Source organism: Achromobacter sp. UBA5777, from assembly GCF_002418565.1.
In the GTDB taxonomy this organism is placed as follows: domain Bacteria; phylum Pseudomonadota; class Gammaproteobacteria; order Burkholderiales; family Burkholderiaceae_B; genus Achromobacter; species Achromobacter animicus.
In genome coordinates this window covers 1-19,461 of record NZ_DIEJ01000276.1, presented here as the reverse complement: position 1 = coordinate 19,461, position 19,461 = coordinate 1, and the positions used below count along the sequence as shown (strand labels likewise).

General features: G+C 65.2%; 20 protein-coding genes. 7 read left to right on the top strand and 13 right to left on the bottom strand.

Annotation, left to right across the window (positions count from 1 at the left end; all coding sequences use genetic code 11):
* Window positions 1-94: 94 nt before the first annotated feature.
* Both prs and B3446_RS23555 read left to right on the top strand, forming a co-directional pair.
* Window positions 95-940 (top strand): ribose-phosphate diphosphokinase, encoded by an 846-nt coding sequence (gene prs, locus B3446_RS23560; protein ID WP_291385814.1) that lies wholly within the window; start codon window positions 95-97, stop codon window positions 938-940.
* 47 nt (window positions 941-987) lie between these two features.
* A complete protein-coding gene (locus tag B3446_RS23555) occupies window positions 988-2,688 on the top strand; it encodes a nicotinate phosphoribosyltransferase (protein WP_291385812.1) in 1,701 nt (566 codons plus the stop codon).
* An 84-nt stretch (window positions 2,689-2,772) separates the two neighbouring features.
* Here B3446_RS23555 and B3446_RS23550 read toward each other — a convergent pair whose 3' ends face one another.
* The 5 genes from B3446_RS23550 to cyoA form a co-directional block, all read right to left on the bottom strand.
* Window positions 2,773-3,552, bottom strand: coding sequence for an SURF1 family protein (locus B3446_RS23550; RefSeq protein WP_191576169.1), 780 nt, complete (start codon window positions 3,550-3,552; stop codon window positions 2,773-2,775).
* Window positions 3,552-3,974, bottom strand: a complete 423-nt coding sequence (cyoD, locus tag B3446_RS23545; RefSeq protein ID WP_370647789.1) for a cytochrome o ubiquinol oxidase subunit IV — start codon at window positions 3,972-3,974, stop codon at window positions 3,552-3,554. Before cyoD ends, B3446_RS23550 begins: the two co-directional genes overlap by 1 nt.
* An 8-nt stretch (window positions 3,975-3,982) precedes the next feature.
* Complete coding sequence (cyoC, locus tag B3446_RS23540; protein ID WP_175137660.1) at window positions 3,983-4,627, bottom strand: cytochrome o ubiquinol oxidase subunit III; 645 nt, start codon at window positions 4,625-4,627, stop codon at window positions 3,983-3,985.
* Window positions 4,620-6,623 (bottom strand): cytochrome o ubiquinol oxidase subunit I, encoded by a 2,004-nt coding sequence (gene cyoB / locus B3446_RS23535; protein WP_291385809.1) that lies wholly within the window; start codon window positions 6,621-6,623, stop codon window positions 4,620-4,622. The genes cyoC and cyoB overlap by 8 nt, the downstream gene beginning before the upstream one ends.
* A 63-nt stretch (window positions 6,624-6,686) precedes the next feature.
* Window positions 6,687-7,730 (bottom strand): ubiquinol oxidase subunit II, encoded by a 1,044-nt coding sequence (gene cyoA, locus B3446_RS23530; RefSeq protein WP_105241679.1) that lies wholly within the window; start codon window positions 7,728-7,730, stop codon window positions 6,687-6,689.
* Window positions 7,731-7,951: 221 nt separating this feature from the next.
* Here cyoA and B3446_RS23525 point away from each other — a divergent pair, with 221 nt between their 5' ends.
* The gene (locus tag B3446_RS23525) at window positions 7,952-9,286 is read left to right on the top strand and encodes an MFS transporter (RefSeq protein ID WP_191576167.1); all 1,335 of its coding nucleotides are present in this window, start codon (window positions 7,952-7,954) and stop codon (window positions 9,284-9,286) included.
* Window positions 9,287-9,355: 69 nt separating this feature from the next.
* On the opposite strand, the gene B3446_RS23520 is transcribed toward B3446_RS23525, so the two are convergent.
* A complete protein-coding gene (locus B3446_RS23520; RefSeq protein WP_291385806.1) occupies window positions 9,356-10,399 on the bottom strand; it encodes a histone deacetylase family protein in 1,044 nt (347 codons plus the stop codon).
* Between the two features lie 40 nt (window positions 10,400-10,439).
* On the bottom strand, window positions 10,440-11,018 hold the full coding sequence (locus tag B3446_RS23515) for a YdcF family protein (protein ID WP_291385804.1): 579 nt from the start codon (window positions 11,016-11,018) through the stop codon (window positions 10,440-10,442).
* 208 nt (window positions 11,019-11,226) lie between these two features.
* Between B3446_RS23515 and B3446_RS23510 the strand changes: the two genes are divergently transcribed.
* Window positions 11,227-11,628, top strand: a complete 402-nt coding sequence (locus B3446_RS23510) for a hypothetical protein (RefSeq protein ID WP_191576163.1) — start codon at window positions 11,227-11,229, stop codon at window positions 11,626-11,628.
* A 73-nt stretch (window positions 11,629-11,701) separates the two neighbouring features.
* Here B3446_RS23510 and B3446_RS23505 read toward each other — a convergent pair whose 3' ends face one another.
* The 3 genes from B3446_RS23505 to B3446_RS23495 all read right to left on the bottom strand — a co-directional run bounded on the left by B3446_RS23505 (window position 11,702) and on the right by B3446_RS23495 (window position 13,777).
* Window positions 11,702-12,346, bottom strand: a complete 645-nt coding sequence (locus tag B3446_RS23505) for a hypothetical protein (protein WP_291385802.1) — start codon at window positions 12,344-12,346, stop codon at window positions 11,702-11,704.
* A 52-nt stretch (window positions 12,347-12,398) separates the two neighbouring features.
* On the bottom strand, window positions 12,399-12,797 hold the full coding sequence (locus tag B3446_RS23500; RefSeq protein WP_191576161.1) for a hypothetical protein: 399 nt from the start codon (window positions 12,795-12,797) through the stop codon (window positions 12,399-12,401).
* 86 nt (window positions 12,798-12,883) lie between these two features.
* A complete protein-coding gene (locus B3446_RS23495; RefSeq protein ID WP_291385799.1) occupies window positions 12,884-13,777 on the bottom strand; it encodes a LysR family transcriptional regulator in 894 nt (297 codons plus the stop codon).
* 120 nt (window positions 13,778-13,897) lie between these two features.
* Here B3446_RS23495 and B3446_RS23490 point away from each other — a divergent pair, with 120 nt between their 5' ends.
* Complete coding sequence (locus B3446_RS23490; RefSeq protein WP_175122755.1) at window positions 13,898-14,884, top strand: TerC family protein; 987 nt, start codon at window positions 13,898-13,900, stop codon at window positions 14,882-14,884.
* Window positions 14,885-15,106: 222 nt separating this feature from the next.
* Window positions 15,107-15,880 (top strand): trans-aconitate 2-methyltransferase, encoded by a 774-nt coding sequence (tam, locus tag B3446_RS23485; RefSeq protein ID WP_291385796.1) that lies wholly within the window; start codon window positions 15,107-15,109, stop codon window positions 15,878-15,880.
* Between the two features lie 91 nt (window positions 15,881-15,971).
* On the opposite strand, the gene B3446_RS23480 is transcribed toward tam, so the two are convergent.
* Entirely contained in the window at window positions 15,972-16,778 is an 807-nt protein-coding gene (locus B3446_RS23480; RefSeq protein ID WP_291385794.1) for an AraC family transcriptional regulator, read from the bottom strand.
* Window positions 16,779-16,921: 143 nt separating this feature from the next.
* Between B3446_RS23480 and B3446_RS23475 the strand changes: the two genes are divergently transcribed.
* Window positions 16,922-18,259, top strand: a complete 1,338-nt coding sequence (locus tag B3446_RS23475) for an MFS transporter (RefSeq protein ID WP_313492432.1) — start codon at window positions 16,922-16,924, stop codon at window positions 18,257-18,259.
* On the opposite strand, the gene B3446_RS23470 is transcribed toward B3446_RS23475, so the two are convergent.
* Together B3446_RS23470 and B3446_RS23465 are read right to left on the bottom strand one after the other, a co-directional pair.
* A complete protein-coding gene (locus tag B3446_RS23470) occupies window positions 18,180-18,512 on the bottom strand; it encodes a protealysin inhibitor emfourin (protein WP_175122759.1) in 333 nt (110 codons plus the stop codon). The two genes, B3446_RS23475 and B3446_RS23470, sit on opposite strands and share 80 nt — an antisense overlap.
* The coding region (locus B3446_RS23465) for a M4 family metallopeptidase (protein ID WP_291385792.1) at window positions 18,509-19,461 on the bottom strand (953 nt) is incomplete at its 5' end. The genes B3446_RS23465 and B3446_RS23470, both read right to left, overlap by 4 nt.

The window sequence follows — 19,461 nt, the reverse complement described above, 5'->3', positions numbered from 1 at the left end:
ACAAGCCTTTTTCAATGCAAAGATAGTTGCATAACAACAATAAGTGGGCATATACTGGCCCCACTTAGTTTTGAAATGCCACTAAGGGACGATCATGTTCACCATCACTGCGGTAATCGAAGGACAACGCAAGACCGATACGCCAGCGGCGTTCCGGTTTCCGGGCGGCGAAATGCAGGTCACCATTCCCGCCGGCTTGCGTGAACACGCCGACGCCGCCCGCGAGTTCCGCATCCACGCCCTGCTGAAGTCGGCCGACGACGTCATGCAGTTGCTGCTGCTGACCGACGCGCTGCGCCGCCTGAACCCGGCCGCGCCCGTGCACCTGGACATGCCCTACGTGCCGTATGCGCGCCAGGACCGAGTTTGCAATCCGGGCGAGGCGCTGGGCGCCGCCGTGTTCTGCAAGCTCATCAATGACCAGCAGTACGCCACGGTCACCATCGTGGAACCGCACAGCGACGTCACGCCAGCGCTGTTGCAGCGGGTGCGGGTGATCGACGCCGCCGCCTACCTGAAGAAGGCCCTGGCCGCCCCGGCCTTTGCCCAGGGCGTCACGCTGATGGCCCCTGACGCCGGCGCGCGCAAGCGGGTGCAGGCGCTGGCCAAGGCGCTGGGTGTGACGGACGTGCTCTTCTCGGAAAAGGTCCGCGACCCCCAGACCGGCCGCATCACGGAAACCCGTGTGCCCGACGATATCCCCGCCCAGCCGGTGCTGGTGGTCGACGACATCTGCGACGGCGGACGCACGTTCCTGGAACTGGCCGCCGCGCTGGCCGACAAGACCCGCCAGCCGCTCTATCTGTATGTGACGCACGGCATCTTCAGCAAGGGCCTGACCGAACTGAAGGCCCGCTATGCAGAGATTTTCACTGCCTACGACTGGACCCGCACGGATGATGCCGCCGCGACCGCCGCCGGTGCGGTGCTGGTCAACTAAGCATGCAGATCAACCAAGAACACCGATCAACCAAGAAGGAACCCGCCATGAATGCCCCCGACACCCTGGCCCCCAAGCTCAAGAATGGCCTGAATCCCTTCCTGCAGGCGGACTTCTACAAGACCGGCCACCCGTTCCAGTACCCCAAGGGCACGAACAAGATCCTGGCCAACTTCACGCCGCGCTCGGCCCGTCTGGCGCCGGTGCTGCCCGAATTGTTCGACGAGAAGATCGTCTGGTTCGGCCTGCAAGGATTCATCAAGGAAATCCTGATCGGCCTGTTCGACCGTGAGTTCTTCGGCAAGCCCGCCAGCACCGCCGTGCGCCAATATCAGCGCCGTGTGGACAACGCGCTCGGCAAGGGCGCGGTCACGGTCGATCACCTGCAGGCGCTGCACGACCTCGGTTATCTGCCGCTGGAGATCCGCTCGGTGCCCGAAGGCGCGCGCGTCGACATCCGCGTGCCGCCGGTCACCTTCATCAACACCCAGCCGGAATTCGCCTGGCTGGTGACCTACATCGAAACCCTGTTCAGTTGCGAGTCCTGGAAGCCGTCCACCGTCGCCACCATCGCCTTCGAATACCGCAAGCTGCTGACGTACTTTGCGCAATTGACCGGCAGCCCGATGGCGTTCGTGGACTGGCAGGGCCACGACTTCTCGATGCGCGGCATGGCCGGCCTGTACGACGCGCGCAAGTGCGGCGCGGGTCACCTGCTGTCCTTTACCGGCACCGACACCATCCCGGCCATCGACTACCTGGAAGACCTCTACAACGCGGATTCGGACCGCGAACTGATCGGCGGCTCGGTGCCGGCGACGGAGCACTCCGTGATGTGCCTGGGCAGCAAGGAAGGCGAGATCGAGACCATCCGCCGCCTGGTCAAGCAGGTGTATCCGGCCGGCATCGTGTCGGTGGTGTCCGACACCTGGGACTTCTGGCAGGTGGTGACGGACTTTGCCGCCGCGCTCAAGTCCGAGATCATGAGCCGTCAGCCGGACGCGCTGGGCAACGCCAAGGTCGTGTTCCGTCCGGACTCCGGCGACCCCGTGAAGATCCTGACCGGCTATTTCTGCACCGACGTGCCGGACGTGCAGGACCGCGCCGCCCTGCAAGCGGCGCAGGCCGCCGGCTTCGAGGCCGTGCGCGATGCGGCCACGGGCACGTACTGGCTCCTGGGCGAAGACGCCAGCGCGCAGCAGACGCTGCGCGAGCCCGAGGTGAAGGGCGCGGTGCAATGCCTGTGGGACACGTTCGGCGGCGTTCAGACCGATCGCGGCTACAAGCTGCTGGATCCGCACGTGGGCCTGATCTACGGCGACTCCATCACGCTGACCCGGGCGCGCGACATCCTGGTGCGCCTGGAACGCAAGGGCTTTGCGTCGGGCAACGTCGTGCTGGGCATCGGGTCGTACACCTATCAGTACCTGACCCGCGACACCTTCGGCTGGGCGCTGAAGGCCACGTATGCCGAGGTCAACGGCGAACCGCAGGAACTCGTGAAGGACCCGGTCACCGATTCCGGCGTGAAGAAGTCCGCCAAGGGCTTGCTGCGTGTGGACAAGACGCCGGACGGCTATGTGCTGCACGACCAGCAGACGCCCGAGCAGGCGGCGGGTGGCGCGCTGGTGCCTGTGTTCCGCGACGGCGAACTGCTGGTCGAACAAAGCCTGGCCGAGATCCGGGCGCGGCTGCAGGGATCGTGGACCTGCCCCGAGGCGGGCAGCATCCGCTGGCCGGCCTGCTGATCCCGCCGGCATTCGCCAGTATTTGCCGGCCGATCAAATGACAACGGCGCCCTTGCGGGCGCCGTTTTTAATCGTGGCGGCGAATCAGTCCGGCCGGCGCGCGCGCTTTTCCTCGCGCACGAAGATCACCACGCCCACGATCACCATCAGCGCCAGCGCATACCAGGTGATGGCATACGTCAGATGGTTGTTCGGGAAGTTGATCATCGTAAGTCCGCCAACCGGTTCCCGGGCGGGATCCTTGCCGGGGCTGGACGCGGCGTCGGCGTCGATGAAGTAGGGCGCCACGTCGGCAAGCCCGCGCGCCGCCGCGATGCCGGGCAGATCGCGTGAATACCAGAGGTTGGCGGCCGGATCGTTGTTGCGCAGAAAGCCGCTGGCCGGTTCGCCCATGCGCAGCAGGCCCGTGACCTGACCCGGCGCGGGCGGCTGGGCGCTATTGGCCGCGTCCTTGCGCCATGCCGGCAGCACGAAGCCCCGGTTCACCAGCACGGTGCCGCCGTCCGCCAGCTGCAACGGCGTCATGACCCAATAGCCGCTGCCCAGTTCCGTGGCGGCCTGCACCAGCGTCTGCTTGTCGAAGTGGTAGGTGCCGGATGCGGTGACGTGGCGGTATTCGGCGTTGTCCTGCGTCAGTTGCGCCCATTCGTTCTTGCCGGGGGCGGGCGTGGCGGGCGCATGGGCGCGCTGATCCACCTGCGCGATCAGCGCGCGTTTCCAGGCCAGCCGGTGAACCTGCCAGGTGCCCAGGGCGCAAAGCCCGGCGAAGATGGCGACAGCCAGCAACCCCAGGATGACCAGGGTTGCCTTGCTGCGCGGAGAACGGGAGGTGTCGCGTGAAGAAATGTCTTTGACTGCTGCCATCAGGGCATCTTGCGCATGTCATGCGGTGACATGGGCATCATGTTGGAGTTCAAGTGGTACATGATCCAGATGGATCCGCTGAGCGTGATGACGACCAGCACGAGCGTGAATATTAACGCCAACATGTTCCACCCGCTTTCGGACTTGGTGTCCAGGTGCAGGAAATAGATGATGTGGACCACAATCTGCACGACGGCAAAGGCCAGGATCACCAGGCCAGTGACCCGCGAGCTGTCGATGACGCGGTCCATGACCAGCCAGAACGGAATCGCGGTCAGGATGGCGGCCAGCACGAAGCCGGTCATGTAGCTCTTGAAGGTGCCGTGGCCGGCGCCGTCGTCATCGTCATGGTGGCCATCGTGATGATCGTGGCCGCTATGGCCACCGTGGCCGCCGTGGCCGGTGTCGGCCAGGTTATCCATGTGCGACGTCATGGCAGCACTCCCATCAGATACACGAACGTGAACACGCCCACCCAGATCAGGTCCAGGAAGTGCCAGAACATCGACAGGCACATCAGGCGGCGGCGGTTTTCGGGGATCAGCCCATGCAGGCGCACCTGCAGCATCAACGTCACCAGCCACACGATGCCGAACGTGACGTGCAGCCCGTGCGTGCCGACCAGCGTGAAGAACGCCGACAGGAACGCGCTGCGCTGCGGGCCGGCGCCTTGGTGGATCAGGTGCCAGAACTCGTAGATTTCCAGCGACAGAAAGCCCAGGCCAAGAATGCCGGTGACCGCAAGCCACAACTGCGTGGCGCCGATGCGGTTGCGCCGCATCTCCAGCATCGCGAACCCGTAGGTGATGGACGACAGCAGCAGCAGCGACGTGTTCACCGCCACGAGCGGCAGGTCGAACAGGTCGGCGCCGGATGGGCCGGCCGCGAAGCTCCGCCCCAGCACGCCGTAGACCGCGAACAGGCACGCAAAGATGAGGCAGTCGCTCATCAGGTAGACCCAGAACCCGAGCAGCGTGCCGTTCTTGGGATGATGTTCGCCAGGAACGTAGAAGACCGGTTCCTGGGACGACGGCGCGGCGCCGCCGGGCATGGGGTGGGCGAGGGTATCAGACATGTTGCGCTAGCAGCCTTGTACGGGCGTCTTCCGTGGCGACGACCTCAGCGGCCGGCACGTAGTAGTCGCGCTTGTAGTTGAAGGTATGGATGATCGACACGAGGATCAGCGCCGCGAACGACAGCACCACCAGCGGCCACATGTGCCAGATCAGCGCAAAGCCCAGCACCACGCTGATCCCCGCCAGGACGATGCCCGCCCAGGTGTTCTTCGGCATGTGGATCGGAATGAAGCCCTGTTGCGGACGCTGGTAGCCGTGCTGCTTCATCTGCCACCAGGCGTCCAGGTCGTGCACGCGCGGCGTGAACGCAAAGTTGTACACGGGCGGCGGCGACGAGGTTGACCACTCCAGCGTGCGGCCATCCCACGGATCGCCCGTGGTGTCGCGCAACTGATCGCGGCGGCGGTAGCTGACCACGAGCTGGATGATGAAGCTGGCGATGCCGCACGCGATCAGCAACGCGCCGAAGGCCGCGATCTGGAACCAGATCTGCAGCGACATGTCTTCAAAGTGGTTTACGCGGCGCGTCACGCCCATCAGGCCCAGCACGTACAGCGGCATGAAGGCCACATAGAAGCCCACGAGCCAGAACCAGAACGAGCACTTGCCCCAGAACGGATCGAGCTTGTAGCCGAATGCCTTGGGGAACCAGTACGTGATGCCGGCCATCAGCCCGAACAGCACGCCGCCGATGATCACGTTGTGAAAGTGCGCGATCAGGAACAGGCTGTTGTGCAGCGCGAAGTCGGCGGGCGGCACGGCCAGCAGCACGCCTGTCATGCCGCCGATCACGAACGTGACCATGAACCCCAGCGTCCAGAGCATCGGGACTTCAAAGCGGATGCGCCCGCGATACATCGTGAACAGCCAGTTGAAGATCTTGGCGCCTGTCGGGATCGAAATGATCATTGTCGTGATCCCGAAGAACGAGTTCACGCTGGCCCCGGACCCCATGGTGAAGAAGTGGTGCAGCCACACCAGGTACGACAGCACGGTGATCACGACCGTGGCGTAGACCATGGACGCATAACCGAAGAGGCGCTTGCGGCAATACGTGGACACCACTTCGGAAAAGATGCCGAAGGCCGGCAGGATCAGGATGTAGACCTCGGGGTGGCCCCAGATCCAGATCAGGTTCACGTACATCATGGCGTTGCCGCCAAAGTCCGCCGTGAAGAAGTTGGTGCCCACGTAGCGGTCCATGGACAGCAGCGCCAGCACCGCCGTCAGCACCGGGAACGCCGCCACGATCAGCACGTTGGTGCACAGCGCGGTCCACGTGAAGATGGGCATGCGCATCATCTTCATGCCGGGCGCGCGCATCTTCACGATGGTGACCAGCAGGTTCACCCCGGACAGCAGTGTCCCTATGCCCGCTATCTGCAAGGCCCATATGTAGTAGTCGACCCCGACGTCGGGACTGTGCAGGATGCCCGATAAGGGTGGATATGCCAGCCAGCCGGTGCGCGCGAATTCCCCGACGAACAGCGACATCATCACCAGGATCACGCCGCCCGCGGTCATCCAGAAGCTGAAGTTGTTCAGGAACGGAAACGCGACGTCGCGCGCGCCGATCTGCAGCGGCACGATGAAATTCATCAGCCCCGTGACCAGCGGCATGGCCACGAAGAAGATCATGATGACGCCGTGCGCCGTGAAGATCTGATCGTAGTGGTGCGGCGGCAGAAAGCCGGTGGAGTCGCCGAAGGCCACGGCCTGCTGCGAACGCATCATGATGGCGTCCGCAAAGCCGCGCAGCAGCATGACGATGCCCAGGATCACGTACATGATCCCGATCTTCTTGTGGTCGATGCTGGTGAACCACTCGCGCCACAGGTAGCCCCACTTCTTGTAGTAAGTGACGGAGCCCAGCAGCACGATGCCGCCCGCCGCCACCACGAAGAAGGTGCCCAGGAGGATGGGGTCGTGAAACGGAATGGCGTCCCAGGTAAGCCGGCCGAAGATCAGCTTGGTGAGGTCAGGTTGATCAGGCATCTCGATTCCAGCAAAAAAACCGCGTTTACATGGAGCACGTCGCGTGCCGAAAAACCTGCCGCGCTAGAGCACCAGTCCTTCAGAGGCCGTGCACATGGCGCCGACATACTTGCGCGGCGGCGTTTCCGTAAGACCCAGCTTCTCGCGCACTTGCGGGTCCAGGGTGGTGAGGTTGTGCGCGCCCGGTATGCCGGCGCCGCCTTGCGCGTCGATGGCCATCGCGTCGCGCATGCACATGCGGTTGGGTTCGACGCAGCGGTTCACGATGGCGTCGAAAAGGCCGGGCGCAACGGTGGCGTAAAGCTGCACCGGGTTGCGCTCGCTGGGTTGTTCAAGCTTCAGGTAAGCGGCGCGGTCCAGCGTGGCCTGCGATTTCTGGGCCTGCGCGACCCAGTCGTCAAAACCCTTCTGGTCCAGCCCATGGAAGCGGAAGCGCATGCCGGAAAAGCCGGAGCCGCTGTAGTTGGCGGACAGACCTTCGTATTCACCAGGATGGTTGATGACGGCGTGCAGCGTGGTCTGCATGCCGGGCATGGCGTAGATCTGACCGGCCAGCGCGGGCACGAAGAATGAGTTCATGACCGACGACGACGTGATCTTGAACTGGATGGGACGGTCCACCGGTGCGGCCATCTCGTTGACGGCGGCCACGCCTTGCTCGGGATAGAGGAACAGCCACTTCCAGTCCAGCGCGACCACTTCGACGACCAGCGGCTTGGTGTTGGGCGGCACTTCACGGCCTTCGGACAGTCGCGCCAGCGGCCGGTAGGGATCAAGCTGGTGTGTGCTGACCCACGTGAGCGCGCCAAGCGCGATGATGATGAGCAGCGGCGCCGCCCAGATCAAAAGCTCCAGCATCGTGGAGTGGTTCCAGTCGGGGTCGTAGGCGGCTTCCTTGTTGCTGGCGCGATAGCGCCATGCGAACAGCAGCGTGAGGATGATGACCGGCACGATGATGATGAGCATCAAGCCGGTGGAGATGATGATCAAGTTGCGTTGTTGCACGGCCACGTCGCCCGATGGCGACAGCAGGACCGCATTGCACCCGGCGAGCAGCGGCAGGGCGGCAAACAGGATCAATCCGCGGAGCCTTGCGAAGGACGACATGGTCATACCCCGAAACGTAACCGTGCGAAGTAAACGAAACACTACGCTGGAAGCCGCGAAAAATCTAGGGTAAAAAGAGCAAAAGTATGCACGGGAACGCGTGCGGGGCAGTCATGGGCCAAAACGCTTGCGGCTTCCGGCATGATGCGCGTACCGTGGTGCTGGTGTGTTGCAAGATCGTAGACAAGGCTTGTCCAGAACCTTCTTTTGCGAGCGAATCCATGTCGACCACCACGCAGTATCCTGGTCATCCCTCTCCCGGTTCCGGACCCGGGGCGATCAGCGGCGGCACCAGCCACGCCAAGGTGGCGCCCGGTGAAATCGCCGTGGGGGTGGTCGTCGGACGCGCCTCTGAATACTTCGATTTCTTCGTCTTCGGCATCGCGTGCGTGCTGGTTTTTCCGAAGGTGTTCTTTCCCTTCGAAGGCCAGCTGGAAGGCACGCTGTCAGCCTTCATCATCTTCTCCTTCGCCTTCATCATGCGTCCCATCGGCACCGCGCTGTCGATGGCGATCCAGCGCCGATGGGGCCGCGCAACCAAGCTGACCGTCGCCTTGTTCGTGCTGGGCACCGCGACCGTCGGCATGGCGTTTTTGCCCAGCTATGAATCGATCGGCGTGCATGCCATCACCTTGCTCGCGGTCTTCCGCTGCCTGCAGGGCCTGGCGTTTGGCGGCTCGTGGGACGGCCTGCCGTCGCTGCTGGCGCTGAACGCGCCGCCCAACCGGCGCGGCTGGTATTCGATGATGGGTCAGCTGGGCGCGCCTGTTGGATTTCTGGTGGCCAGCGCGCTGTTTCTCTATCTGCACATCACGCTGACGGAGGCCGACTTCATTGAATGGGGCTGGCGCTACCCGTTCTTCGTGGCGTTCGCCATCAACGTGGTGGCGCTATTTGCGCGGCTGCGGCTGGTGGTCACCGAGGAATACACGCAACTGCTCGAAGAAGGTGAACTCGAGCCCATCGGCATCCGCGAGATCATCAGCCAGCAAGGCTACAACCTCTTTATCGGCGCGTTCGCCGCGCTGGCCAGCTATGCGCTGTTTCACCTCGTCACGGTTTTTCCGCTGTCGTGGATCGCTGTCAGCGGCACGCAACAGATTTCGGATGTGCTGATCGTGCAGATCATCGGCGCGGTGATCGGCATCCTGGGAACGATCGCGTCCGGATGGCTGGCTGATCGCATCGGGCGGCGCACGACGCTGGGATTGCTTGCCATGCTGATCGGCGTGTTTGCGATCGTCTCACCGTGGTTGCTGGGCGGCGGGCCGAAGGCGCAGGATGCGTTCATCTTGATTGGCTTCGCGCTGCTGGGCCTGTCTTATGGACAGGCATCCGGCACGGTCACTGCCAACTTCACGCGGCGGTTCCGTTATACCGGTGCGGCCTTGACGTCCGACATGGCGTGGCTGGTCGGCGCGGCGTTCGCGCCGGTGGTGGCGCTGGGGCTGTCGGCACGATTCGGATTGGTGGCAGTCAGCGTGTACCTGCTGTCCGGCGTGGCGTGCACGTTGATTGCGCTGCGCATCAACAAGGTGCTTGAGACCCGCGATTGAATACGGGGCAGTGATTCGTTGCCCCGGTGTCTGACACCTGCATCCAAGCGGATGCGGCCGCCCCGGCGTTCAGCCCAGATACCCTTCCAGTGCATTCGCCACATTGATGCCCACGTCGGCGACCGCGTAGCCGCCTTCCATCGTGAACACCGCCGGCAGGCCCAGGCCGGCCAACATGCGTCCGACCTGCAGATAGTCGGCGCTTTTCAACTTGAACTTGGATATCGGATCGCCTTCGTAGGTATCCACGCCCAGCGCAACGACCAGCGCATCGGCCTTGAACGCGCGCACCGCGTCCAGGCCCTGCTGCAAGGCCGCCGTCCATGCGGCAAAGTCGCTGCCGGCGGGAAGCGGCAGGTTCAAGTTGCAGCCTTCGCCTGCGCCATCGCCGCGCTCGTCGGCGTATCCCAGATAGAACGGATATTCAGTGGTCGGGTCGCCGTGGACCGATACGGTCAGGACGTCGCCGCGGTCATAGAAGATGCTCTGCGTGCCGTTGCCATGGTGATAGTCCACGTCCAGCACGGCAACGCGCTGCGCGCCGGCATCGCGCAGCGCCTGGGCCGCCAGCGCCGCGTTGTTCAAAAAGCAGTAGCCGCCAAAGAAGTCCGCACCGGCATGATGGCCTGGCGGTCGCGTCAGCGCCATGGCGGCGCGCTGGCCCTGGCCTTGGGAAATGGCGCGTGCGGCGTCGATGGCGCAGGCGGCGCCGGCGGTGGCTGCCTCCCAGGTGCCGGCCGTCAGCGGACAGCCGCTATCGAACGAGAACAGCCCGACGCGCGCGGCAAAGTTCGTGGGTTCGACGTCGTGCCTAAATCCGCGCACGGGCCAGATCGACGGCAGCACGTCCAGATCCGCGTTGGCCGGATCCAGCGCAATCCATTCGTTCCAGGCGCTTGCCAGAAAGTCCACATAGCGCGGCGTGTGCACGCGCTTGATCAGATCCATGTCGGGCGCGGAGGGCGCGCGCAATTCACCGATGCCGCGCTGACGCACGGCGTCCAGCACGTATTCCAGCCTGGCCGGCGTTTCGTGGCAGGGCACCAGCTTGCCGCGGAACATCTCCTGGCGGCCGCTGTGTTTGTCGTGAACGGGATTGTGGAAGATCAGCACGATGGAAAGTCCTGGAAGGGTAGGGCAGGCGGAGGCGCCGCTACAGGGGCCGGAAAATATACATCGCCATGGCCGGCAGTTCGCGCAGGACGGAATAGCCGTCGCGCCATTCGAAGAATGCGGGGTATGCGCCGCTCACGTCCGCGACGCCCTGGCGCTTGAGCGCGAGCATCGTGCGCGGCACATGGAAATACTGCGTCACGGCCATTGCGCTCGTGTAGCCGTGCTGGCGCATGTAGGCGCTGGCGTGGCGGGCCGTGGCCCAGGTGTCGACGCCGGCGCTGTCCACGACGATGCGGTCGGCGGGCACGCCGCGCGCCAGCAGGTAATCGCGCATGGCCGCGGCCTCGTCCGTGCCGGCCGGATCCACGCCGCCACTGACGAACAGGATGCGGCAGGTTGATGCGGCGTAGCAGTCAAAGGCGCGGTCCAGCCGCGCGGCCAGGCGCGGCGAAGGCTGGCCGCCGGGTTCAACTTTGTTGCCCAGCACGACGGCCACGTCGGCCTGCCGCGCGCTGGTCAGCAAGCCGGTCGCGGCCAGCGCCGCCGCGGCCAGCAGCACGATCGCCGCCAGAACCATCACGGCGCGGGTCGCAAATCGGTAGGTCGAAACTGTCATGGGGTGAGCCAGGTTGCAGGGCAAGGGCAGGAGCTTACGGCAAAAGGCGTTTGGGGCAGTCTCACGCCTGAAGGATTACGGGTAGCGAGCAGGGGGGCGGACCGCCTCGCGCTTGCGGGTAAACGCGCAGTGCGCGTGCGCGGGTGGTCATCCTGGTTAGAATCGGGAAGATATCGACCCGCGCCGTTGTGGCTGGTGCACCGTCCCCATGAACCTGCCGTTTCCCATCCGCCAAGAATGTCCTCCCGGCGCCTGTGTGTGCGACCGGGAGCAGTTGCTGGCCAATCCAACGACGGACATGCGGGTCCTGCGGCTGACGCGCGAGGAAGAAAAGCGCCTGGTGGCGCGGCTGGAAAACATCACCAGCCTGGACGACCTGCGTGCGATGCAGGGGCGGATTCAGGCGCAGCTTGGCATCGTCATCCACATTACGCCCAGCGAAAACGAGGTGCGGACCTCACGCGGCATTTCGATCCAGCTTGAAGAATTGCCGGGTCTGTGCCGCAAGACGCGGGCGTCGCTGCCTGCCGCGATCCGTCGCGGTTTCGACAGCCGGCCCGAGATCGTCTATGCGCTGCTGAACGAGCGCGACCTGCTGAGTGGCACGTGAAAGGACAGCCTAGGGGCTGTAGGACGGCAATCGCGCCGTAGCAACGCGGTCCCGCGTCAGCAAATAAACGCGATCAATGTTTGCGAGGCGTGGCGCACGAAAGCAGCGGCACCACGTCCGCAGGCGCGCGCCCGGCATCGGGCCGCGTGACGTCACGCTTCTTTCCGGTGCGGGCGGGGTAGATGAGGAGTACGGCGCTGCCGGGTTCCAGCTTGGGACTCTGCGCCGTGCCGTAGGCGACGGTCCAGCCGCGCAAAGCCAGCGGCGCCAGCGTGTATTGCAATGCCGAGCCGGGCGCCACGTGCGCGACTTTGCCCGCATAGAGTTCCTGCTGCGGGGTGTCGACGCCGTTGATCGTCTGGTAGGTGGCGATGCTGACCAGCGCCGCCGATTCGCCGTGACGCGCCAGGACGGCGGTCTTGTACTTGCCGGGCGGCACGTCCTGCAGGTTGACGGTGACGGTGTTGCCGCCCTGGCCCGCGGCGTTCAGATGCACGCCCACGACGTCCGCGTGGGAAAGCGTCTTGTCGCTGGTGTTTCGCACCCGCACGCTGTATTGCCCCGAGGTCCCCGTCACCGTGCACACTTCGATGCCGTGGGGGGAGGCGGTGTGCGATGGTGCGGTTTGCGAAGGCGCCGCCTGCCCGGACGTCGCGGCGGCGCTGGCCAGCAGCGCCGCAAACGGCAGGATCAGACGGCGGGTAGATCGAGAGGGCACGGCACGCTCCGGTTGAGGGCAGCGTGCCGGGCGGCGCGTCGCCTGCCCCTTTTTACACCACTTGCCGGCCAGGGGCCGTCTGCTGCTCGCGCTTGCCGGCCAGCCAGTGCAGGATCAGCGCAAGCACCAGCAGGCCCGCCATGATGAAGCCCCAGCAGATCCAGCCCAGCACGGTGATCAGCGAACCCAGGCTGCCGGCAAAAGGCAGGACCTGGTTCAGGCCTTGCGCGGCCCAGACCAGGCCCCCTTGCAGCGATGCCAGCCATGCCGGGTCAACCCACGGCGCCGCCCAGGCCGGCGCCACCCACTGCGAGGTGTCGATCGCGGTGCCGGGCACCTGCGCCGTGGCGATGGTGGCCAGCACCCAGTCGGTCAGTTGCAGTGTCAGTGCCACCAGCCCGGTCCAGAGCGCCGCGAGAACGGCAAAAACGAGCCAGATGATTTTCTTCATTTGTTCAGGTACTCCGATGACTCAAAAAGAACGGCCACGATACCGGGGATTCTATTTCTGAAAAACCAGAGTGGATGTGACAAACATTAAGGTAAAACCGAAGTTTTCGCCTGCGCGAGGATCTCTCGCACCAGGGGATGATGCTGGCCTCGGCGGTTGCGGATGGCGTGGATTTCCTCGTGCACGTCGTCGCAGCGCGCCAGCGGCCGCAGACCGCGCAGCAGCGCGACATCGTCCCCGCCCAGCCGGCTGAGGGGAAATACGCCCAGGCCGCGTGCCGCGAACACCGACATCAGGGCGCTGTCCTCGAACTCGCCGACCACGTTCGGGTACACGCCCTGCTCGGCGAACCAGCGGTCCAGCGTCTGGCGCAGCACCGAATGGCCGGTGGGCAGGAGCACGGGCAGGCGTTCCAGACAGCCCGGAAAATCCAGCGTGTCCGGCTTGCGCACCAGCTTGGCCGGGCCGTACCAATCCACCGGCGAGGACACCAAGCGGTCGCTGGTGAGCCGTAGGTTGGGGTTGGCGGGGGCGCCCTGGCCAGCCAGCACGAGATCCAGGTGATGCCGCGCCAGCTCGCCCAATAGCTCCTCGACTTCACCTTCATGACAGGTCAAATGCAGATCGGGCGTGTGCAGCACGGGCCCCAGCAAGGCGTGTGCCGCCAGCTTGGAAATGCCATCCGACAGGCCCACGGACAGGCGCACGACCGGCTTGGTGGCGGCGGCACGCACTTCCTGCGGCAACACCTGCCCGATCTGGAAGATTTCTTCGGCGCGGGCAAAAGCGGCTTCACCGGCGTCGGTCAGCGTCACGCCGCGGCCAGCCGGCTTGAGCAGTTGATGGCCCAGGTTCTTTTCCAGTTCTCGGACCTGCGCGCTGATGGTCTGGATAGCCATGTCCAGGCGCTCGGCGGCGCGGGAAAACCCGCCCTCCTTGGCGACCATCCAGAAGTAGTACAGGTGGCGGTAGTTCAGCATGGGTGGTGGCTCAGTAGTCGGATTACTTCGTTTTTTTCGAACCTTAACTCACTTTCAGGCTGATTTCTCCATCTGCGCCGGATCCGGATCATGGGCACCTTCGAATCTAGCGGGGCAATCATGGACACTTTGATCACCTTCTTCAATGCCGATTTCCTCGGCACGCCAACCTGGAGCTGGCTGCTCTTCATCAGCATCGTCGTCAGCCTGCTGGCCTTTGACCTGGGCGTGCTGCACAAGGAAGACCGCGAGATCGGCGTGCGTGAAAGCCTGCTGCTTTCCGCCGGCTACATCACCGCCGCCGTGCTGTTCGGTGGCTGGGTCTGGTGGAACATGGGCGCCGAAAGCGGCATGGCCTATTACACGGGCTTCATGATCGAGAAATCGTTGTCCATGGACAACGTGTTCGTGATCGCGCTGATCTTCAGCTTCTTTGCGATCCCGCGCCAGTACCAGCACCGTGTGCTGTTCTGGGGCATCCTGGGCGTGATCGTGCTGCGCGCCACGATGATCGGCCTGGGCGCCGCGCTGGTCAGCAACTTCGGCTGGCTGCTGTATCTGTTCGGCGCGTTCCTGGTGTTCACGGGCATCAAGATGTGGATGATCGCGGACCAGACGCCTGACATCGCGACCAACCCGATCCTGAAGTTCCTGAAGCGTCACATGCGTGTCACGGACGGCCTGCGCGGCAACGCGTTCATGGTGACCGAAACCGATCCGGCGACGTCCAAGAAGGTGCGTTACGCGACGCCGCTGTTGCTGGCCCTGGTGCTGATCGAGTTCGTCGACCTGGTGTTTGCCGTGGACTCGGTGCCCGCGATCTTCGCCATCACGACCGACCCGTTCATTGTGTACACCAGCAACATCTTCGCGATCCTGGGCCTGCGGGCGCTGTACTTTGCCCTGGCCGCGATGATCCACCGGTTCCACTACCTGAAGTACGCGTTGGCCCTGGTCCTGGTGTTCATCGGCACGAAGATCTTCCTGGTCGGCTTCATCGGCAAGGTGCCTCCCGCGATTTCGCTGGGCGTGACCTTCAGCCTGATCCTTGGCGGCGTGCTGTTCTCGCTGTGGAAAACCCGCACGGATGAGCTGAAGCCTCAGTAATCCGGCTTACCGCCCCACGAACCCGTCCGCCGGCAAACCCGGCGGGCGGGTTTTTCTTTGTGGCGAGCCATATGCGGGGGATATGGCAGGCGGGTGTTTTGTGGATTTGTCATTGGAAAGGGCCAGGCGTAGAGTCGGCGGCTGACAAACCGCTATTTCCGACACGCGCTACCGAGTCGCACCACCGGGTCTCACCATCCGGTCGCCAAACAAGGAACGATCATGAACACCTGGTCCGCCAAGCAGTATTCCGCTTTTGAAAACGAACGCACGCGTCCGGTGCGGGACCTGGTGGCGGCGCTGCCCAATCTGGTCGTCCGCCGCGCCGTGGACCTGGGCTGCGGGCCGGGCAATTCCACCGAGGTGCTGGCCAGCCGCTACCCGGACGCGGAAATCTCAGGCATGGACAGTTCGCAGGACATGATTGACGCCGCGCGCAAGCGCATGCCGGCGCTGTCTTTCGAGCTGGCCGACATTGCCAGCTGGAATCCGCCGCAGGCGTACGACGTGATCCTGGCCAACGCCGCGCTGCAGTGGGTGCCCGACCACGCCACGCTGTACCCGGCGCTGGTGGCCAAGCTGGCGCCCGGTGGCAGCCTCGCGGTGCAGACGCCGGACAACCTGGAAGAGCCCGCGCACCGTCTTGCCCGGCAGGTGGCCGGCGAAGCGCCCTGGGCCGCCAAGACGGGCGGCGTGCAGCATCCGCCGCGGCACAGCGCGGCGTGGTATTACGAATTGCTCAAGCCGCATTGCGGCACGCTGGATGTGTGGCGCACGACCTATCACCATCCGCTGGCGGGCGCCGCCGCGGTGGTGGAATGGTTCAAAGGCACGGCCCTGCGGCCGTATCTGGACAAGCTGGACGGCGATGAGCAGGCGGGCTTTCTGGCGCGCTATCAGTCGCTGATCGAAGCGGCGTACCCGGCGCTGGCGGACGGGACGGTGCTGCTGCCATTTCCACGGCTGTTCATCGTGGCGAGCGCAAAGCAGGCGTAGTGGCGGACGATCTTCCGATCAGAGGATCCCCGGGCCGATCCTCGCGGCCGAACGCCGTGGCCGACCCCCACGGCGAACGCCGCGGCAATCCCTATTGCACCGCAGCCTGCCCGTCGGCCTTGTCCGCAAAGTAACGCGCGGGCGTCTTGCCCAGCGTCTTCTTGAACATCGTGATGAAGGCGCTGACAGATTCGTACCCAAGGTCGTCCGCCGTGCGTTGCACCGACACGCCCGCCGACAGCCGCTGCAGGGCCAGGATGATGTGCAATTGCTGGCGCCAGCGGCCGAAACTCATGCCGACCTCCTGCTGCACCAGCCGCGCCAGCGTGCGTTCGCTCATGGCGACACGCTTGCCCCATTGCGCGACGGTGCTGCGGTCCGCGGGATCCGTGTTTAGCGCGTCCGCGATTTCGCGCAGACGCGGGTGGCCGGAGATGGGCAGGTGCAGCTGCTCGGCGGGCATGTGCGACAGCTGGTCCAGCAGCACGTCGGCCAGTTTGCGGTTGGCGTCGGCCGCGGCCTCGGCAGGGGTCAGGTGGGCCAGGTGTACGACCAGCTCGCGCACCAGCGGGGTGATCGATAGCGTGCAGCAAGCGGTAGGCAGGCGCGGTGCGTCGGCCGGCACGAACAGAAAGCACATGCGCCCATTGGCGGTGACGCGATTGCTGTGCGGCAGGCCGCCGGGAATCCAGACCGCGCACTGCGGCGGCACCATCCACAGGCCCTGCGCCACCGAGCACGTGACCCCGCCACGCAGCGCCAGGACGAGTTGGCCCATGTGATGCTGATGGGTGGGCGATTCGTTGTCCCGCTCGGCCGCATGCACGGGCATGGCGAAGGCCCATTGCGTGGGGCTGTCGGGATCGAACGGAGCGGTGGGCGTATCGGGCGTGCGCATGGGCGTCGGCCGGGCAGAAGGGCGCGTTTTGGCCGGATTGCGAGAGAGTTTGTCATTATCTCGAAATTCGGTAAAGCGGCCGATGCGTAAGCTGGCGGGATCGAATAGGGCATCCATGCCTGAAGAATTTCACAACTGACTCCATGCAAGCCTCCCGCCACCCGATGCCAAGCCACCGCAGTTCCGGCCATCCCGCACCCGGCCAACCTGCGTCCAGCCACGCCTCATCCAGCCACCCCATACCCAGCCGCCCCGCGCTGCTGATTCTGGGCATCCTGTTCATCGCCATGGCCCTGCGCGCGCCGTTCACCGGCGTGCCGCCGCTTATCGGCCTGATCCGCGCCGAGTTGAATCTGTCGTCGGCGGCGGCGGGGATGCTCATCACGCTGCCGCTGCTGGCCTTCGCGGTGGTGTCGCTGTTCGCCGCGGGACTGGCGCGCCGCTTTGGACTGGAACGCACCCTGTTCGCGGCGCTGCTGCTCATCGCCGGCGGGATCGGGATCCGCGTGCTGGGCGATGCCGTGGGGCTCTATGCGGGCACGGCCATCATCGGCGCGGGCATTGCGCTGGGCAACGTGCTGCTGCCCAGTCTGCTCAAGCGCGATTTCCCGCAGCGCCTGGCGGGCCTGACGTCGGCCTATGTGCTGACGATGGGCCTTGCGGCCGGGCTGGCCTCGGCCGTTGCGATTCCCCTGGCCGAATTGCCGATGTCCACCCCTCAACTGGGCGGCTGGCGGTTTTCCACGCTGTGCATGCTGGCGCTGCCGCTGCTCGGCCTCTTGCTGTGGCTGCCGCAACTGGCCAACCATACGCCGCCCGCCGCGACCACCGCGCACGCACCGCACGGCGTGCGTCTGTGGCGCTCGCCGCTGGCCTGGCAGGTCACGGCATACCTCGGCATCAACTCGTTCGTGTTCTATGTCGCGGTGAGCTGGCTGCCCGCCATCCTGCATGACGCAGGCTTCTCGGCCGAGCGCGCCGGATCGTTGCACGGCTTCATGCAGCTGGCGTCCGCGGCGCCCGCGCTGTTTCTGGCGCCGTTGCTGCGCCGCTTGAAGGACCAGCGCGCGGCGGCGTTCTGCGCGGCGGGCGCGTCGTTCGTGGCGTTCACGGGCCTGATCGCGGCGCCCGCATGGGGTGTGGTGTGGATCGCGTTTCTGGGATTGGGCACCGGCGCGGGCATCATCCTGGGCTTGGCGTTTGTCGGGCTGCGCGCCAGCCACGCGCAACAGGCGGCGGCTCTGTCTGGCATGGCGCAATGCGTGGGGTATCTATTTGCCGCGACGGGCCCCACGCTGGTGGGCAGTGTGCACGACGCGCTGGGCGGCTGGGGCGTTGCGTTGGGCGTGTGCGCGGCATTGTGCGCGCTGATGGCGCTGGCCGGGCTGTACGCCGGGCGCGCTATCCAGATTGGCCGGCCTGGCGTTTCCACAACTGCACCAGCGTCGGCGGCGCATCCGCCTCGGGCACGTCAAAAGTGATCCGCGGCGCGTCCGCGCCTTCGAACTCGACTTCAACGTGAAAATAGCGCTGATCGCCGCGCGCATCCGGCCCGCAGGACACGGCCTTGGGCGCGGCATGCAGCAGCGCCTCGCACACTTCCTGCCGCACGCCCGGCGGGCAGGCGGTCATGTCGATGTGGCGCGGCTGCGCCAGGCCGGGCAGGTAGGCAAGACCGCCCTCGCGCGTCAGGCGCACCAGTTGGGCGAGATCCAGCGAGGGCAGTTCGATCATGGCAGCACTCCCACGGCCTTCCAGGCGTCGTCGATGGCGCGGCGCACGGCCGCATCGTGCTTCTCGCCGGCGATCTGGATCGTCAGGCTCGCAAAATCCTTGAAGCCGGCGTCGTGGCGCAGGCGCTTGTCACACAGCGTGTCGTACCAGACCTGGCCCGCGCCTTGCCACGCATTGCCATTCAACGCGGTGGCGGCCAGATGAAACGCGCGGTTCGGAATGCCCGAGTTGATGTGCACGCCGCCGTTGTCGCGCGGCGTATCGACGTAGTCGCGCATGTGCGCGGGCTGCGGATCCTTGCCCAGCACCGGATCGTCGTACGCGGTGCCCGGCTCGGCCATGGAGCGCAGTGCGCGCGCCCGCACCTTTTCCGTGAAGAGGCCCTGGCCTACCAGCCAGTCCGCCTGCCGGGCGGTCTGCCCCAGCGAATACTGCTTGACCAGCGCGCCAAACACGTCGCACAGCGATTCGTTCAGCGCGCCGGATTGGCCCTGATAGAGCAGGGCCGCCTCGGTGTCGATGACGCCGTGCGTGAGTTCGTGGCCGATGATGTCGACGGCGATGGTGAAGCGGTTGAAGATTTCGCCGTCGCCATCGCCGAACACCATCTGTGCGCCGTTCCAGAAGGCGTTTTCGTAGTCCTCGCCGTAATGCACCGTGCCGATTAGCGGCAGGCCGTGCGCGTCGATGGAGTGGCGCTTGTACACGTTCCAGAAAAGCTTGTAGGTCGAACCCAGGTGCGCGTAGGCCTCGTCGACCGCGGGGTCGCCGCTGGGCCGTGCGCCTTCGGCGCGCACCAGTTTGCCGGGCAGCGTGGTGCTGTTGCCCGCGTCGTGCACGGCGCGGTCGGGCGTGCCGGCTGGCGCCACCTGGCGCGAAGGCGCCAGCGTTGCGCGCGGCGGCTGCTCGGCCATCTCGCGCAGGCTGCGTTGCTGCTGATCGATAATCA

What these genes read in the sequence shown, in the direction of transcription:
- cyoC (WP_175137660.1), bottom strand. Translation starts at nt 4,627, where the DNA reads ATGTCTGATACCCTCGCCCACCCCATGCCCGGCGGCGCCGCGCCGTCG.
- B3446_RS23550 (WP_191576169.1), bottom strand. Translation starts at nt 3,552, where the DNA reads ATGGCAGCAGTCAAAGACATTTCTTCACGCGACACCTCCCGTTCTCCG.
- B3446_RS23515 (WP_291385804.1), bottom strand. Translation starts at nt 11,018, where the DNA reads ATGACAGTTTCGACCTACCGATTTGCGACCCGCGCCGTGATGGTTCTG.
- B3446_RS23495 (WP_291385799.1), bottom strand. Translation starts at nt 13,777, where the DNA reads ATGCTGAACTACCGCCACCTGTACTACTTCTGGATGGTCGCCAAGGAG.
- B3446_RS23480 (WP_291385794.1), bottom strand. Translation starts at nt 16,778, where the DNA reads ATGCGCACGCCCGATACGCCCACCGCTCCGTTCGATCCCGACAGCCCC.
- B3446_RS23490 (WP_175122755.1), top strand. Translation starts at nt 13,898, where the DNA reads ATGGACACTTTGATCACCTTCTTCAATGCCGATTTCCTCGGCACGCCA.
- B3446_RS23525 (WP_191576167.1), top strand. Translation starts at nt 7,952, where the DNA reads ATGTCGACCACCACGCAGTATCCTGGTCATCCCTCTCCCGGTTCCGGA.
- B3446_RS23510 (WP_191576163.1), top strand. Translation starts at nt 11,227, where the DNA reads ATGAACCTGCCGTTTCCCATCCGCCAAGAATGTCCTCCCGGCGCCTGT.
- cyoD (WP_370647789.1), bottom strand. Translation starts at nt 3,974, where the DNA reads ATGGATAACCTGGCCGACACCGGCCACGGCGGCCACGGTGGCCATAGC.
- prs (WP_291385814.1), top strand. Translation starts at nt 95, where the DNA reads ATGTTCACCATCACTGCGGTAATCGAAGGACAACGCAAGACCGATACG.
- cyoB (WP_291385809.1), bottom strand. Translation starts at nt 6,623, where the DNA reads ATGCCTGATCAACCTGACCTCACCAAGCTGATCTTCGGCCGGCTTACC.
- B3446_RS23470 (WP_175122759.1), bottom strand. Translation starts at nt 18,512, where the DNA reads ATGATCGAACTGCCCTCGCTGGATCTCGCCCAACTGGTGCGCCTGACG.
- B3446_RS23555 (WP_291385812.1), top strand. Translation starts at nt 988, where the DNA reads ATGAATGCCCCCGACACCCTGGCCCCCAAGCTCAAGAATGGCCTGAAT.
- B3446_RS23475 (WP_313492432.1), top strand. Translation starts at nt 16,922, where the DNA reads ATGCAAGCCTCCCGCCACCCGATGCCAAGCCACCGCAGTTCCGGCCAT.
- B3446_RS23500 (WP_191576161.1), bottom strand. Translation starts at nt 12,797, where the DNA reads ATGAAGAAAATCATCTGGCTCGTTTTTGCCGTTCTCGCGGCGCTCTGG.
- tam (WP_291385796.1), top strand. Translation starts at nt 15,107, where the DNA reads ATGAACACCTGGTCCGCCAAGCAGTATTCCGCTTTTGAAAACGAACGC.
- cyoA (WP_105241679.1), bottom strand. Translation starts at nt 7,730, where the DNA reads ATGTCGTCCTTCGCAAGGCTCCGCGGATTGATCCTGTTTGCCGCCCTG.